The sequence below is a fragment of the Parablautia sp. Marseille-Q6255 genome (genome assembly GCF_951230155.1).
Classification (GTDB): domain Bacteria; phylum Bacillota; class Clostridia; order Lachnospirales; family Lachnospiraceae; genus Choladousia.
In genome coordinates this window covers 39,474-53,836 of record NZ_CATNVD010000021.1, presented here as the reverse complement: position 1 = coordinate 53,836, position 14,363 = coordinate 39,474, and the positions used below count along the sequence as shown (strand labels likewise).

The 14,363-nt window shown below is 46.9% G+C and carries 17 protein-coding genes and 1 tRNA gene; 16 read left to right on the top strand and 2 right to left on the bottom strand.

Features of this window, described 5'->3' with window-relative positions; translation table 11 throughout:
• Positions 1-3: 3 nt before the first annotated feature.
• From QOX44_RS15795 to QOX44_RS15780, 4 genes are all read left to right on the top strand, one after another.
• Positions 4-501: a tRNA (cytidine(34)-2'-O)-methyltransferase gene (locus QOX44_RS15795; protein WP_283684550.1), complete on the top strand. Its 498-nt coding sequence runs from the start codon at positions 4-6 to the stop codon at positions 499-501.
• Between the two features lie 28 nt (positions 502-529).
• A complete protein-coding gene (locus QOX44_RS15790) occupies positions 530-673 on the top strand; it encodes a hypothetical protein (protein ID WP_283684547.1) in 144 nt (47 codons plus the stop codon).
• 30 nt (positions 674-703) lie between these two features.
• Positions 704-2,107 carry an RsmB/NOP family class I SAM-dependent RNA methyltransferase gene (locus QOX44_RS15785; RefSeq protein WP_283684544.1) on the top strand — a complete coding sequence of 468 codons (1,404 nt, stop codon included), beginning with the start codon at positions 704-706 and terminating at the stop codon, positions 2,105-2,107.
• A gap of 195 nt (positions 2,108-2,302) precedes the next feature.
• A tRNA-Pro gene (locus QOX44_RS15780) sits at positions 2,303-2,376 on the top strand.
• Between the two features lie 184 nt (positions 2,377-2,560).
• Here the strand turns inward: QOX44_RS15780 and QOX44_RS15775 are convergent.
• Complete coding sequence (locus QOX44_RS15775) at positions 2,561-2,968, bottom strand: tyrosine-type recombinase/integrase (protein WP_283684542.1); 408 nt, start codon at positions 2,966-2,968, stop codon at positions 2,561-2,563.
• 249 nt (positions 2,969-3,217) lie between these two features.
• Here QOX44_RS15775 and QOX44_RS15770 point away from each other — a divergent pair, with 249 nt between their 5' ends.
• The gene (locus QOX44_RS15770; protein WP_283684540.1) at positions 3,218-3,472 is read left to right on the top strand and encodes a type II toxin-antitoxin system Phd/YefM family antitoxin; all 255 of its coding nucleotides are present in this window, start codon (positions 3,218-3,220) and stop codon (positions 3,470-3,472) included.
• Positions 3,473-3,733, top strand: coding sequence for a Txe/YoeB family addiction module toxin (locus QOX44_RS15765; RefSeq protein WP_283684538.1), 261 nt, complete (start codon positions 3,473-3,475; stop codon positions 3,731-3,733). It abuts the gene before it with no gap.
• Between the two features lie 312 nt (positions 3,734-4,045).
• Here QOX44_RS15765 and QOX44_RS15760 read toward each other — a convergent pair whose 3' ends face one another.
• Entirely contained in the window at positions 4,046-4,822 is a 777-nt protein-coding gene (locus QOX44_RS15760) for an IclR family transcriptional regulator (RefSeq protein ID WP_283684536.1), read from the bottom strand.
• Positions 4,823-5,076: 254 nt separating this feature from the next.
• Here QOX44_RS15760 and QOX44_RS15755 point away from each other — a divergent pair, with 254 nt between their 5' ends.
• The 10 genes from QOX44_RS15755 (at position 5,077) to QOX44_RS15710 (ending at position 13,898) form a co-directional block, all read left to right on the top strand.
• Complete coding sequence (locus tag QOX44_RS15755; RefSeq protein WP_283684533.1) at positions 5,077-5,628, top strand: 2-oxoacid:acceptor oxidoreductase family protein; 552 nt, start codon at positions 5,077-5,079, stop codon at positions 5,626-5,628.
• Positions 5,600-5,884: a 4Fe-4S binding protein gene (locus QOX44_RS15750; protein ID WP_283684530.1), complete on the top strand. Its 285-nt coding sequence runs from the start codon at positions 5,600-5,602 to the stop codon at positions 5,882-5,884. Before QOX44_RS15755 ends, QOX44_RS15750 begins: the two co-directional genes overlap by 29 nt.
• Positions 5,884-7,095, top strand: a complete 1,212-nt coding sequence (gene porA, locus QOX44_RS15745; protein ID WP_283684528.1) for a pyruvate ferredoxin oxidoreductase — start codon at positions 5,884-5,886, stop codon at positions 7,093-7,095. Before QOX44_RS15750 ends, porA begins: the two co-directional genes overlap by 1 nt.
• Complete coding sequence (locus tag QOX44_RS15740) at positions 7,082-7,954, top strand: thiamine pyrophosphate-dependent enzyme (protein ID WP_283684525.1); 873 nt, start codon at positions 7,082-7,084, stop codon at positions 7,952-7,954. Before porA ends, QOX44_RS15740 begins: the two co-directional genes overlap by 14 nt.
• 34 nt (positions 7,955-7,988) lie before the next feature.
• Entirely contained in the window at positions 7,989-9,380 is a 1,392-nt protein-coding gene (locus QOX44_RS15735; RefSeq protein ID WP_283684523.1) for an SLC13 family permease, read from the top strand.
• A 15-nt stretch (positions 9,381-9,395) separates the two neighbouring features.
• On the top strand, positions 9,396-10,460 hold the full coding sequence (gene buk / locus QOX44_RS15730; protein ID WP_283684521.1) for a butyrate kinase: 1,065 nt from the start codon (positions 9,396-9,398) through the stop codon (positions 10,458-10,460).
• Positions 10,461-10,503: 43 nt separating this feature from the next.
• Positions 10,504-11,406 (top strand): phosphate acyltransferase, encoded by a 903-nt coding sequence (locus tag QOX44_RS15725; RefSeq protein ID WP_283684518.1) that lies wholly within the window; start codon positions 10,504-10,506, stop codon positions 11,404-11,406.
• 91 nt (positions 11,407-11,497) lie between these two features.
• Positions 11,498-12,970 carry a UbiD family decarboxylase gene (locus tag QOX44_RS15720; protein WP_283684515.1) on the top strand — a complete coding sequence of 491 codons (1,473 nt, stop codon included), beginning with the start codon at positions 11,498-11,500 and terminating at the stop codon, positions 12,968-12,970.
• Positions 12,971-12,982: 12 nt separating this feature from the next.
• Positions 12,983-13,561, top strand: a complete 579-nt coding sequence (locus tag QOX44_RS15715; protein ID WP_283684513.1) for a UbiX family flavin prenyltransferase — start codon at positions 12,983-12,985, stop codon at positions 13,559-13,561.
• Positions 13,551-13,898: a prenylated flavin chaperone LpdD gene (locus QOX44_RS15710; protein ID WP_283684511.1), complete on the top strand. Its 348-nt coding sequence runs from the start codon at positions 13,551-13,553 to the stop codon at positions 13,896-13,898. Before QOX44_RS15715 ends, QOX44_RS15710 begins: the two co-directional genes overlap by 11 nt.
• The last annotated feature ends 465 nt before the right edge of the window (positions 13,899-14,363 follow it).

The window sequence follows — 14,363 nt, the reverse complement described above, 5'->3', positions numbered from 1 at the left end:
AAAATGGGACTGAACATTGTACTTTATGAGCCGGAGATACCGGCAAATACAGGAAATATCGGGCGCACCTGCGTAGCGACAGGCACCAGGCTCCATCTGATCGAGCCGCTGGGGTTTCAGCTGACTGAGAAAGCCCTCAAGCGGGCGGGAATGGATTACTGGCCGCAGCTTGACGTGACGCGCTACATAGACTACCAGGATTTTCTGGAGAAAAATCCCGGTGCAAAGGTCTATATGGCGACGACAAAGGGGCGCAGGGTTTATACAGAGGTGGCTTATGAGCCGGACTGTTTTTTGATGTTCGGCAAAGAGAGCGCCGGGATTCCGGAGGAGATCTTAAAAGAGCATCCGGGTGAGGCGATCCGCATCCCGATGCTTGGTGATACGCGCTCGCTGAATTTAAGCAATGCAGCAGCGATCGTACTTTATGAGGCGCTGCGGCAGAATGGTTTTTCACAGATGAAGCTGCATGGAGAGCTGACAAGATACAGCTGGGACTGATCCAGGAAGATGACGGCCAGGAGACGCGGTGCCAGAGAGGCGGAGCAGCTGCAGCAAGGAGACACAGCGCCAGGGAAGCGGAACAGCTGCAGCAAGGAGATACAGCGCCAGAGAAGTGGAGCAGCGGCAGAGAAGCGGAGCAGCGGCAGAGAAGCGGAGCAATATCAGATAAAGGGTAAGGTATCAAAAAGGAGGAAACGGTATGGAACTTCCACGGGAATTTCTTGAACGGATGAAAAATCTGCTTGGAGCGGAGTATGGAGCATTTCTGGCATCCTATGAAGAACCGCGCAGGTTTGGTCTTCGTGTAAATACACTCAAGATCAGCGTGGAAGAATTCATAAAGCTCGTACCGTTTCACCTGACAAAGATCCCATGGCTGGAGAACGGTTTTTATTATGAGAAAGAGGATGATCCGGCAAGACATCCTTTTTATTATGCCGGGCTGTATTATCTCCAGGAGCCGAGTGCGATGACGCCGGCTCACATCCTTCCGGTCACGCCGGGAGACTATGTGCTCGACCTGTGCGCAGCGCCCGGAGGCAAGGCAACCGCACTGGCGGCAAAGCTTCAGGGACAGGGGCTTCTTGTGGCTAATGACATCAGTGCATCGCGCGCAAAGGCGCTTCTGAAAAATATCGAGGTATTTGGTACAAAAAATGCATTTGTTACAAACGCTGTTCCTGCAAAGATGGCAGAACAGTTTGAAGAGACGTTTGATAAGATCCTTGTTGATGCCCCGTGTTCGGGCGAGGGTATGTTCCGCAAGGATATAGCAAATGCGAGGGCGTGGAGCCTGGAAAAGGTCGCATCCTGTGCAAAGATTCAAAGAGACATCACACAGCAGGCAGTGCGGATGCTGCGCCCCGGAGGATGGATGCTGTATTCTACCTGCACCTTCGCTCCGGAAGAAAACGAGGGGACGATCGCATACCTCCTGGAGCACTGTCCGGAGATGGAGCTCGTGGATATTCCCTGGCAGGAAGGTTTCGTACATGGCGGCGCCAGATGGCTAAATGACAGCTTGCAGGAGGTAAAGGGAGTGTCTGATCTGCAAAAATGTGTGCGTATCTTTCCACACAGGATGGGCGGCGAGGGACATTTCCTTGCATTGCTGCGCAAAAGGGGAGAGCTTTCCGGCATCCATACACAGGTGCAGCGAAAGGGCGGAAGACCCTCCAGAGAAGAAAAGGTACTGTGCGACTTTTTCAGTGATGTGACAATGGACTGGAAAATGGAGCAGATCGAGGTGCGTGCCGGTCAGGTGTACTTTGTGCCGCAGCCTCCGCATATGATGGGAAAGCTTCCTTTCCTGAGGAACGGACTGTATTTAGGCGAGATAAAGCGCGGACGTTTTGAGCCTGCGCAGGCATTCGCGATGGCGCTGCGCAGCAGCGAATACGCTTCGATCCTTGATTTTGACCAGAAAGACCCGCGTGTACGCCGCTACCTGAGCGGTGAGACCGTGGAGGCAGACGATATGTCGCCTGCCCGGACAAAGGGCTGGCAGCTGGTATGCGTCAACGGCTATCCGCTTGGCTGGGGGAAGCTTGTGAACGGTACGCTTAAAAATAAATACCATCCAGGCTGGCGAATGGTACAGTGATGGTTTTTGCGCAGGGGAGACGGTTTGCTGCCAGAGCAGCTTCCGTCTGCTGCCTGTACTGAGCTGCTGTAAAATCCTGTTGAAAAAAACTGCAAAAAATAAAAAAAATTTAAAAAAGTGCTTGACTTTTCTGGAAAGGAATGATAAACTAAACAAGCTGAAACGTGAGAGACACAAAACAGCAAAACAAAATAACGATGCGTGGCTCAGCTTGGTAGAGCGCTGCGTTCGGGACGCAGAGGTCGCAGGTTCAAATCCTGTCGCATCGACTTCATTTAGGAAGTGCCGGAAATACTGATTTTATCAGTGTTTCCGGCGTTTTTCATATCTTTCTTTCGATGATATAAGTCCTCCGGTTCTCATCTTTTTCAAGGCGTTACCCAAAACGTTACCCAAAAAACTAATCAAATAAATCTGCCGTAGCCAGAGAAATTTCCGGACGACCAAATTTTATCATTGCCTTTCTGAAAAGATGATATATGTAATCCGGTCAATATAAAGTGCCATCTTCCCACGTGAAAACATACCCAGCCGTATTTTATAGGCATTTTTGAAAAATGCTTTGTTTACTTCCTGCTCCTGCCGGATTTGCAATAAGCATTTTCTGGCTGTTTCAAAAAGAACAAGATCCCGTTTGCCTGCAACTGTTTTTGCAGAATCTTCTGCATGAATCTGTTTTACAGATGTAACGGTATGCTGAATGTGAAGAATGTCTTTCTGAAAATCAATAGCAGACCATTTTAAGCCTAAAATTTCGGAACGCCGTAACCCATAATAAGCGGCCATAAATGCGATTCCTACTAAACGCGGATAGTGTTCTGACAGAAAATGCAGAAGATCCGCGATTTCTTCTTCCGTCATGAACAACAGTTCTTCCTGATAATCCTTATCTTTATGCCCGTGAACGGATACATTGTCAACCGGATTTATTTGGATCAGTCCGTCAACTACAACATGTTAATAAATTGGACAAAAGAAAGCGAGCCTCTCGGTCCATTCTTTTGGGGGTATTTTTGAGTTTTTATAAAATTATTGACGAGGGAATAATAATAACATATAATAAAAGTACGAAAAACAATACGATTTTTGATACGGAAAGGAGTGCTTTATATGTTAGCTGTAAAGAGCATGGATGTTAGAGATAATTTCAAGAGTTTATGCGATAAAGTTTTTAGAGGCGAAACATTGATTATATCAAGACCCAAAAATGAAAATGTTGTCATGCTGTCTGAACAAGAATACAATGAAATGATGAAAATCAAGAGAAATGCAGATTATCTTGCCATGATAGATAAATCTATGGAAGAAGCCGAGACAGGCGGATTTATTGCAAAGACTATTGCAGAGTTGGAGGCTTGCAAGTAAATGAACATAGTATTCACGCCTACTGCGTGGGAGCAATACACCGAATGGCAGAAAGAAGATAAAAAGATAGTAAAGCGGATCAATGAACTTATCAAAGATATTGACCGCAGTGGACTTTTGAACGGTATTGGTAAACCTGAGCTGTTAAAATACCGTAAGGCGTGTAGCAGGCGCATTACAGATGAGCATAGGCTAGTATATAATATGGATAGTAATCAAAACCTGATTATATATGCGTGTAAATATCATTATGAGGATTAGGACAAAGAAAAACCGGAAATCAAAGATTTCCGGTTTTTCTTTGTCCTGATCCAGGATCGCCAAATCATTTCAAATCACCGCCGTACCCCAAGAATTGTATTCCTCTCCTTCAAGAGATACAGCGGATATTATGGCTGTTTCGGTTACCGGTCTTTGATCTCCAATAGCTCCTCCAAAGAGATTCCTATCATACTGGCTAATTCCAGATCGGAGAAAGTTCCTTTTTCGATATTTTCTTTATCACGCATTAGCAATATCATATATTCTTGCCTTCATTCCCCGTTACGCTTTGCATTTTTTCTATCTGTCAAATCAATCTGGAGAAGCGAGCGAGCCAAGCTTTTCAGTAATCGCTTTTCCGGTCTCTGTTACAATTGCAATGTTTTTTTCCATGTTTTCCAGCATACGGGAAGAAGGCCCCGAGATACTGATTGCAGCAATCGCCTGACCGTTATGGCTCAGGACAGGAGCAGCAACACAGATCAGGCCATATTCACTTTCTTCGTTATCAATAGCATATCCCCGTTTTTTGATTGTTTCCAGTTCGACGAGCAGCTCCTTTGCAGAAGGGATGCTGTGGCGTGTCATGGAGGAAAATGGAACATTTCGGACATAATTATCCCGGGTTATTTCTGATCCATAGGCAAGGAGGACCTTGCCGCAGGCTACGTAATGTGAATGGCGGAAAAAGCCGGGGTGAGAGTCCATATGGATAGTAGCGCTGCTGACAACCTTATCAATAAAGCGGACATAAACTGCCCGGTAAGGAACTGCCAGATGGGATGTCTCGCCGGATCGCTCGGTCAATGTTTCCAGATAAGGGTGTCCGTATTTGATCAGGTTATTCTGCTCCATGGCTGCCTGCCCCAGATAGGAAAGTCTGATATCTAACGAGTAACGGGCAGACTCTGATTTCTGCACATAATTTTTTGATTCAAGAGTGGCAAGGATACGAAAAACAGAACTTTTTCCCAAGCCGGATTTTTCAGAAATTTCAGGAACGCTCAGATTCTGCTGTTCTGCAAGAAGGTCAAGAATATCTAAAGTATTTGCAACTGACTGCAAAATATATTTTTCGTTTGTTTCCATCGTAACTTTTCTCCCTCCCTTATTGATTTCTACGGAATTACCATTTTTAGAATAGCATATTTATTTCTCTGTGTGAAGCAAAAAGAAATGGATGAATAGTTCGTATAGAGAAAAGTAAAATTCAACAAAAATAAACTTGACGATTTGTAAACTACTTATAATGACAAAATATGGTTTTATAAGTATAATACAGATCATAGTATTTCTATATACGAAGTAAATAATTCATATAAAGAATTAAAGGAGGAAGGAAAATGAAAAAAATTAAATTTTACGGGATAGGAGGGCAGGGTGCCGTTACAGCCGCCAAGATTTTGTCGATCGCTGTATCGCTGCATCAGGACGAGTATGCCATCACAGTTCCGGCCTATGGGCATGAGAGAAGAGGAGCACCTGTCTATGCGCATATTATTGTGGATGAGAAACCGGTGCTGCTTAATTGTTATGTATATGAGCCGGATATTATTGTTGTTTTTGATGAAAATCTGCTCGATATGGGAGTCGATGTGAAAGAAGGGTGCACACAGGAGACGGTTCTCGTTCTGAATACATCGAGCAAAGAAATGGCAGAGCGGTATAAAAAGGCGTGTGGCCTTAAAACGGTATATGCGTGTGATGCGACAACAGCAGCGCTGGAGAATATCGGCTTGAATATTCCAAACAGCGCCATGCTTGGAGCACTTGCAAAAAGCGGAGTAGTAACACTGGATGCGATAGAAAAGGCTGTAACAGAAAGTTTTGGAAAGGTTGGTGAAAAGAATGCAAAAGCAGCAAGATATGCATACGAGCACACCTGGGAAGCGTAGAGTACTTGGACCGTGTTCTCACATTTTAGTGGCGTACAATACAGGAAGCTGGAGGCTGGTCAGACCAGAGGTTGACAATGATGTCTGCATCCGGTGTGGAATCTGTGAAAAATACTGCCCTACTGCCTGTATTACGGTGGACAAAGATAAAAAAACGCTGGAGTTTGACTGGAATTACTGTAAAGGCTGTGGGATTTGCGCCAATGAATGTCCGAAGCAGGCGCTTACCATGGTGCCGGAAGGGAGTGAAAAGTAATGGCGATCAAAATGTTTGATGGTAATGGTGCAGCGGTGGAGGCGATCCGGCTGGCGCGCCCGGGTGTGATAGCGGCTTATCCGATCACACCACAGAGTTCAATTGCGGAGCATTTGGCGGATGAAGTTGCGGAAGGAAGAATCCAGGCAGAATATGTGCGTGTAGAATCAGAACATTCTGCTATGTCTGTTTCGATCGGAGCGCAGCTGACAGGGGTGCGTGTTGCTACGGCGACCGCATCGGTAGGTCTGGCGCTGATGCATGAGGTGTGCGGCGTGGCGGCAGGCTGCCGTGTTCCGATCGTTATGCCGGTCGTGAACCGTTCTCTTGTGGCGCCGTGGTCCCTGTGGTGCGATCATTCTGACACAATGGCTGAGAGAGATACAGGATGGCTGCAGTTTTATTGCTCTACAGTACAGGAAATTCTGGATCTGCAGTTATGTGCATATCGTATCAGTGAACACGAGGAAGTAATGACGCCGTCGATGGTCTGCTTTGATGGATTTTACCTGTCACATTCCATGCAGCGTGTGGATACGCCGTCTGATGAAGAGGCATGGGATTTTGTCAGGCCGTATGTGCGTAAAAACATGTATCTTGATCCAAAAGATGTCATGTTTATCAACGATTTATGCCCGACTGTGGAGCATACAGAAATGAAATACCAGCAAAAGACAGGATTTGATAAAGCGGCAGTTGTAGCGAAAGAGGTATTTGCTGAATATGAGGAACGTTTTGGCAGAAAGCTGCAGGCTGTAGAAACATATCGTCTGGAGGATGCCCAGGTTGCAGTGGTGACAATTGGTTCAATGTCCGGTACTGGAAAATATGTCGTAGATCAGCTTCGTGAAAAAGGAGTCCGGGCAGGGCTTCTCAGGATCTGCATGTTCCGCCCGTTCCCGGCAGAGGAGATAAGGGAAGCGCTCAAAAATATCCCGGTGATCGGTGTAGTAGATCGCTCCAGTGGTCTGGGAGCAGCTCAGGGACCGGTCTGTACGGAGGTAAAGGCAGCACTTTGCGGTCTGCCGGCAAAGGTGTTTGGATTTCACGGAGGTATTGCAGGACGTGATATTTCCGATGGCTCTTTCCATAAGATATTTGGAGAATTGTTTGATGTATACCATGGAAAAGCGGAGCAGGTACATTCCTGGTTTGATGTAAGACCGGATGCGATGGATATCAGGGAGGTGGAAACGTATGTTAACGTATAAAGTTCAGCCAAAGGGGGCAGTGTCTCCTGGTATCAATACATGCCAGGGCTGTATGATCGATGTGATTTTCAGAAATGTACTGGATATTATGGGGGAGGATACTATTCTTGTTATTCCGCCAGGATGCGCGGCTCAGTTTTCTGGATGCGGACCGGAATCCTCCGTAACAGTGCCCGGTATCCAGGGAAACCTGGAAAACTCAGCGGCGATCGCGGCAGGTATTGCGGCAGGATTGAAACATCAGGGTAACGAACATACGCAGGTCGTAGCGATTGCCGGTGATGGGGGAACAGTGGATATCGGTATTCAGTCCTTAAGTGGAGCGATGGAGCGTAATGATAACATCTTGTACATCTGTTACGATAATGAGGCGTATATGAACACGGGGGTACAGGGAAGCAGCTCGACGCCACTGGGGGCAAGCACGACAACAACGCCTGCCGGTAAGCCGGTAAATAATAAGGATCTGATTCAGATCGTGATGGCTCATCATGTGCCGTATGCAGCTACCGCATCCGTTGCCAACCTTTCTGATCTGAGAAAGAAGGTACAGAAGGCAAAAGAAGTAAAGGGATGCCGTGTGCTTCATATTATGAGTCCGTGTCCGACTGGCTGGGGATACAAAATGAACAAGACCGTTGAAGTGGCGAGAGAGGCGATTGAGAGCGGAGCCTGGGTTTTATTGGAATATGAAAATGGAAAAATAAAACTTGGGAAAAAGCCGTCAAAACTTGGGGATATAGAAAATTATTTTTCTCTGCAAAAGAGATTTCGGGGTGCTTCAGAAGAAGAGAAGCAGGCGACCAGAGAACATCTGATTTCCCGGTATGAATACCTGGAAAAGCTTGCTGCCATGTAGCAAAGTTTTGAAAAGAGGGAGGTTTTACTTAAGTATGAAGAAGTCTGCAAAAATATATATTGAGTTGCTTGTAGCAGTTGCTTTTTATCTTATTTTTTCAAATATGGCGCCGCCGTTCGGATTATCAGAAAATGGATGGAAAGCCTTGCTCCTTATGATCTGCTGTGTTTATACGTGGGTGACGGAATTTATCCCGATCGGGATTTCCTCCTGTTTTTTGCTCTTTTTACCGGGATTTCTTGGCATTGAAAAAACACCTGCGGTTCTGGGCAATTTTGGTATCGCGACCATGTTTTTTGTTATGGCATCACTGATTATCGCGAAGGTATTTATCAGCAGCGGGCTTGGCTATCGTATTTCCCTGTATATTACTCCGCTGTTTGGTGCGAAAAGCAATATGGTCCTTTTAAGTATCATGCTATGCGGATGTCTGATCTCTTCTGTTTTGGTAGATATTCCGACGGCGATCATTCTGGCCGGGATTGCACTGCCGCTTTTAAAAGAGAGCGGATGTGAACCGGGGAAGAGTAAATACGGAAAAGCGGTCATGATCGGCATTCCGATCTCAGCGGCTCTTGGGGGTATTGCGACACCGGCGGGAAGCGGACTGAATATTTTGACGATCAACCTGTTGAATAATGTAGCAGGAAAAAATATTACATTTTTGCAGTGGACTGCGATTGGCTTTCCGATGGCAATCGTTTTGGTGCTGATTGCATGGTTTGTCATCACTCTTGTATTTAAACCGGAAATTGAAACGGTAAAGGGTCTGGATGATATTAAGGCCAAGAGACGTGAAATCGGACCGATGACAACAAATGAAAAAAAGTTTCTGGTCATTTTTATTATTGTTATGGTGCTTTGGTTTACGCAGTCAATGACTGGGATTGAGACGGCATTTGCATCTTTGCTGGCAGTTTGCGTCTTTTTCCTGCCAGGTATGGATCTTATGGACTGGAAAACTGCAAAAGATGCGATCAGTTGGGAGTCTGTTTTGCTGATTGGGTCTGCGAATGCGATCGCAATGATATTAAGCACACAGGGAACAGCCGAGTGGATTTCGAACAGTATATTAGGGTCTGTGGAAGGCGCGTCCCTGATCGTATTACTTATGGTAGTGACAGCGTTTGGAATTTTCAGTCATCTGCTTGTTCCGGTAGCGAATGCCGTTTTGGCAGTTTGCGTACCGATCGTAACCGTACTTGCCACCTCGATCGGCGTAAATCCGCTTTATCTCGTACTGCCGCTTGGATTTACAGCGTCTGCCGTATTCATTATTCCGCTTGACCCGATTCCGCTTACCACGTACGGATACGGTTACTGGAAGCTTGGCGAGATGGCAAAGCCGGGTATTATTATTTCACTGATCTGGATTCCAGTCTGCGCATTATCTATGCTGCTGGGTAAGTCAATAGGGATCATCTGACGAGGAGGAACGTAAATGAAAAAAATTGTAGCAATTAACCTGGGCTCAACGTCTACGAAGATTGCTTATTATGAGGATGAAAGGTGCGTTTTTAAGGATAATATCAAACACGAGGCATCCGTCATCCGCGCTTTTGACAGTATCTGGGATCAGCTGGATTACAGGACGAAGCAGATTGAGCAGTATCTGGAGCAAAAGGGGATCAAAATAGAAGAACTGGATGCGGTAGCGACAAGAGGCGGGCATACGCAGCCGATCACAGGCGGCATCTACCGCGTGACGGAAAAAATGCTGGAACAGTCAAGGAGTGAGAAATATGGGAATCATCCGACCGACCTCGGTCTGCAGATTGTAACAGAATTTGCAAAAAGAGGAGTTCAGGCATTTACCGTTGATCCGCCGTCTACGGATGAATTTGAACCGCTGGCCCGTTACAGCGGTATCCCGGGTATGGAAAGAAGAAGCAGTTTCCACGTACTCAATCACCGTGCAGTAGGCAGACAGTATGCGAAGGATCAGGGGAAAAGATATGAGGATCTGAATCTGATCGGCGTACATATGGGAGGCGGCATCAGTGTTGCGGTGCATAAAAAAGGAAAGTTGGTGGATGCAAATAATGCTCTGGATGGAGACGGCCCGTTTTCTGCAAACCGCTGCTGTACGGTTCCGGTTGGTGAGCTTGTGAGACTTTGCTATTCAGGAGACTATACCTATCCGGAGATGAAAAAGCTGATCAATGGAAATTCAGGATTAGTCGGATATCTTGGAGAAAATGATGCAAAGACGATCGAAGAACGAGCCAAGGCAGGCGATGAGATGTGCCAGGAAGTGATGCAGGCCATGTGCTATCAGGTTGCAAAAGAGATTGGAGCGGATGCAACGGTACTCAAAGGAGAGGTAGATGCCATACTGTTTACGGGAGGAATGTCTTATTCTGAGTGGATTGTCGGTATGATTGCAGATGCAGTCAGGTTTATTGCACCGATCGCCGTATATCCGGGAGAGTACGAGATGCAGGCACTCGGCCTTAATACACTTGCCGCTCTGAATGGCGAGATCGAGATCAGGGAACTGAAATAAACAATTTCAGAACATGTAGAGCAGATTACGATAGGAGAGAACGATGTTTCATTGTTTTAAAGAAATCGAAGCATATATTTTAGATCAGAAAATCAAAAAGAGGCTTGTACTTGCGAATGCGCAGGATGAGGATACACTTTCTGCTGTTGTCATGGCAGCGAAAAGAGGCGTTATTGAGCCGGTACTCATTGGCATTCCGGAAAAAATCGCGGATCTTCTCGAAAAAATGGGGGAAGATCGGAATGCGTATGAAATAATCGAAGAAGCAGATGAGCGGAAAGCCGGTATGCTGGCCTGCCAGATGGTGAAAGACGGAAAAGCGGATATGCCGATGAAGGGACTGATGCAGACAGCGACCTTTATGCGCTGTATTCTGGATAAGGAACGATATGGTTTTGTCCCGGACGGAGCGCTTTTGAGCCAGGCAACGGTGATGGAGTTTCAGGATCGGATGATGATCGTGACAGACTGCGCAGTGAATGTGACGCCGGACTATAATGACAAGCTGAAGCTGATTAAAAACGCAGTCAGGCTGGCAGGTGCACTTCATATTGAATGCCCGAAGGTGGCAGTTGTCTGCGCTCTGGAAACAGTCAATCCGAAAATGCCATCCACGGTAGATGCGGCGCTCCTTGCAAAGGCCTGTGACAGAGGCCAGATCAGGGGCTGCATCGTAGACGGACCATTCGGGCTTGATAATGCGATTTCGCAGGAGGCTGCCAGATGTAAAGGAATCCACAGTCCGGTTGCAGGAAAGCCGGATATCCTTCTGATGCCGGATCTGTGCGCCGGAAATATCTTTACAAAATCAATTCACTATTTTGCGAATATTGTATCCTCTGGAACGCTTTGCGGTACGACGGTTCCTGTTGTTATGACGAGCAGGACGGACTCTCCGGAAGATAAATATTATTCGATTCTGACCGCTATTATGCAGTGCATGTAGCTGTAAGGGAGAGGCGGCGCCTCTCCCTTTTCAGACTGGAGTACGATAAAATCACATACAGTAAAAAATCAGCAGAAAAGGAAAAATCATAATGAAAAAAAAGGTAGATGATTTAAGAAGTGCGCTGGAGCTTTTGCGGAAGCTGGATGGGGAGCTGCTTGAGACAGAGATTGAAGTGGATCCAGATGCGGAGCTTGCAGGCGTATATCGATACATAGGTGCCGGAGGGACCGTAAAGCGACCGACAAAAGAGGGACCGGCTATGCTTTTTCACTGTGTAAAGGGGCATCCGGATGCGAAGGTAGTCATTGGAGTGCTGGCGAGCCGTAAACGTGTAGCGGCGCTTTTAGACTGCCCGCCTCAGGATCTGGGGAAAAGATTGCATGCCTGTCTGGAACATCCGATACAGCCGGTTGTGACAGAAGAAAAGGCACAGTGTCAGGAAGTGATACATCTGGCATCTGATGAGGATTTTGACCTGTATAAGCTGATCCCGGCACCGACAAATACACCGGACGATGCAGGGCCTTATATTACGATGGGGATGTGCTATGCCACGCACCCGGAGACAGGGAAGAGCGATGTGACGATCCATCGTATGTGTATTCAGAGCAGGGATGAACTGTCCATTTACTTTGTGCCAGGTGCAAGACACATCGGAGCGATGGCAGAGTGTGCAGAAAGAAGAGGAGAACCGCTGCCGATTTCGGTCAGCATTGGTGTGGATCCGGCTATTGAGATTGGGTCATGTTTTGAGCCGCCGTCTACACCGATGGGGTATGATGAGCTGGCGATCGCAGGAGCTCTGCGGGGAGAGCCGGTGAAGCTGTGCCGCTGTATGACGGTACAACAGCGGGCGATTGCGAACGCAGAATACGTAATCGAAGGGGAAGTTGTCCCAAATGTCCGGGTGCAGGAAGATCAGAACAGCCACAGCGGTTATGCGATGCCGGAATTTCCCGGGTATACGGGACCGGCAAGCGGCCAGTGCTGGCTGATTAAAGTAAAAGCGGTGACCCATCGCAGGCATCCGATCATGCAGACGTGTATCGGACCAAGTGAGGAGCACGTTTCGATGGCAGGCATTCCGACAGAAGCAAGTATTTATGGGATGGTGGAAAAAGCAATGCCCGGAAAGCTAAAAAATGTATACTGTGCTTCATCGGGAGGCGGGAAATACATGGCTGTTTTACAGTTTCAGAAAACGGTACAAAGTGATGAAGGACGCCAGCGTCAGGCTGCCCTTTTAGCATTTGCTGCTTTTGGAGAGCTGAAGCATGTCTTTCTTGTCGATGAGGATGTGGACTGTTTTGACATGAATGATGTATTGTGGGCGATGAATACAAGATTTCAGGGAGACGCTGATATCATCACAATCCCGGGAGTGCGCTGTCATCCCCTGGATCCGTCAAATGATCCATCCTGCTCACCATGGATTCGGGATCATGGTATTGCATGCAAGACAATTTTTGATTGTACCGTACCATTTGATCAGAAGGAACGGTTCCGACGCGCTGCTTTTCTGGAAACCGATGTTTCCAAATGGCTGCAACAAAGCAGATAAGGAGAATTCTGTATGAGGATCATAGTAGGAGTAACGGGAGCTACCGGAGTAGAAATGAGCTATTATCTGGTAAAAGCATTAACATGCGAAGCAGGCTGTCAGGCAGACTTGATCGTAAGCAACGGGGCAAGAACGACCTGGGAGCTGGAAAGTAAAATCCCATTTGAGGAGCTTTTAGAGCTGGCAGATTCCGTTTACCGCGTAGAGGACATGGCGGCAGATATTTCCAGCGGCTCCTGTGTGACAGATGGCATGATCATTATGCCATGTACAATGAAAACGCTGGCGGGAATTGCAACCGGATATGCGGAGAACCTGATCTTGCGTGCAGCAGACGTCTGCCTGAAGGAGGGACGTAAGGTGGTACTTGTACCGCGGGAGATGCCTTTTGGAAAAGTACATATCCGAAATCTGAAAGAGGTATCAGATCTGGGCTGTGTCATTGTTCCTCCTGTGCTGACTTTCTATAATCATCCGAAAACAGTCGAGGATATGATCTGGCATGTCGTAGGAAAGGTTCTGCTGCAGTTTGGGATTACCTGCGGTCGTTTTGTGCCGTGGACGGGGATGGAGGCAGAGGATGACAGTTGAGCTATTTGATGGTTATATTCTGACTTGTGATGTGATTCAGATGGGAAGGGATTATACACTTGCCGTATATGGGGGCAGCTGTCCCCACATAGGGAGCACAGTTTTATCCGTAGCCCGGCCGAGTCTTACCGGAGAGGGCGTGAGCGTGACTACATCGGTGCTGTCCTGCATGGGACATAAGGAAGAAGCAGTGGCAAGGCTGTTTGCAGAGACATTTGCCAGAGAAAAAGCGTGTACTGCAGTCTGTACGTGTGGGATTCATATCGACGCACTTACGCCGGATAAAATCAAGCTGATACACGAAAAAAGCAGGCAGCTTCTGAGAAAACTGTTATAAAGCTCTTCAGAAGCCATATAGGGGTAAACAAAAACGCTAAGTCAGGAGGGGAACCTGTGACTTAGCGTTTTAAATATTGTTTGCTCTGGAACCTTAAAAAGCTCTTATTCTACATTTTCAAATGCAGGAATAGAGATGACTTCTCCGCCTCGCATTGCGGATTCGTGTGCGCAGATTCCAGTTCCCGTCCAGTACGCGCCCATAATATCATCTATAGCCGGTTTACGGTTTTCGATGATAGAGCGGACAAAATCATGGACTAAATGTGGGTGTGAGCCGCCGTGTCCGCCGCCCTGCGTAAAGGAGAGGTGAGTATTCTCATTATTATAAACAGTATTTGTTGTAAAGGATGCAATTTCATCAGGCAGAAGATATGCATAATCACTTTGCTGTGCAGAATCGCGTAGCCGGATCCTTCGTATTGTAATAGATAGGTGTCAAGAGAAATAATGAGAGATATATCAT

What these genes read in the sequence shown, in the direction of transcription:
- QOX44_RS15795 (WP_283684550.1), top strand. Translation starts at nt 4, where the DNA reads ATGGGACTGAACATTGTACTTTATGAGCCGGAGATACCGGCAAATACA.
- QOX44_RS15785 (WP_283684544.1), top strand. Translation starts at nt 704, where the DNA reads ATGGAACTTCCACGGGAATTTCTTGAACGGATGAAAAATCTGCTTGGA.
- QOX44_RS15775 (WP_283684542.1), bottom strand. Translation starts at nt 2,968, where the DNA reads ATGACGGAAGAAGAAATCGCGGATCTTCTGCATTTTCTGTCAGAACAC.
- QOX44_RS15770 (WP_283684540.1), top strand. Translation starts at nt 3,218, where the DNA reads ATGTTAGCTGTAAAGAGCATGGATGTTAGAGATAATTTCAAGAGTTTA.
- QOX44_RS15765 (WP_283684538.1), top strand. Translation starts at nt 3,473, where the DNA reads ATGAACATAGTATTCACGCCTACTGCGTGGGAGCAATACACCGAATGG.
- QOX44_RS15760 (WP_283684536.1), bottom strand. Translation starts at nt 4,822, where the DNA reads ATGGAAACAAACGAAAAATATATTTTGCAGTCAGTTGCAAATACTTTA.
- QOX44_RS15755 (WP_283684533.1), top strand. Translation starts at nt 5,077, where the DNA reads ATGAAAAAAATTAAATTTTACGGGATAGGAGGGCAGGGTGCCGTTACA.
- QOX44_RS15750 (WP_283684530.1), top strand. Translation starts at nt 5,600, where the DNA reads ATGCATACGAGCACACCTGGGAAGCGTAGAGTACTTGGACCGTGTTCT.
- porA (WP_283684528.1), top strand. Translation starts at nt 5,884, where the DNA reads ATGGCGATCAAAATGTTTGATGGTAATGGTGCAGCGGTGGAGGCGATC.
- QOX44_RS15740 (WP_283684525.1), top strand. Translation starts at nt 7,082, where the DNA reads ATGTTAACGTATAAAGTTCAGCCAAAGGGGGCAGTGTCTCCTGGTATC.
- QOX44_RS15735 (WP_283684523.1), top strand. Translation starts at nt 7,989, where the DNA reads ATGAAGAAGTCTGCAAAAATATATATTGAGTTGCTTGTAGCAGTTGCT.
- buk (WP_283684521.1), top strand. Translation starts at nt 9,396, where the DNA reads ATGAAAAAAATTGTAGCAATTAACCTGGGCTCAACGTCTACGAAGATT.
- QOX44_RS15725 (WP_283684518.1), top strand. Translation starts at nt 10,504, where the DNA reads ATGTTTCATTGTTTTAAAGAAATCGAAGCATATATTTTAGATCAGAAA.
- QOX44_RS15720 (WP_283684515.1), top strand. Translation starts at nt 11,498, where the DNA reads ATGAAAAAAAAGGTAGATGATTTAAGAAGTGCGCTGGAGCTTTTGCGG.
- QOX44_RS15715 (WP_283684513.1), top strand. Translation starts at nt 12,983, where the DNA reads ATGAGGATCATAGTAGGAGTAACGGGAGCTACCGGAGTAGAAATGAGC.
- QOX44_RS15710 (WP_283684511.1), top strand. Translation starts at nt 13,551, where the DNA reads ATGACAGTTGAGCTATTTGATGGTTATATTCTGACTTGTGATGTGATT.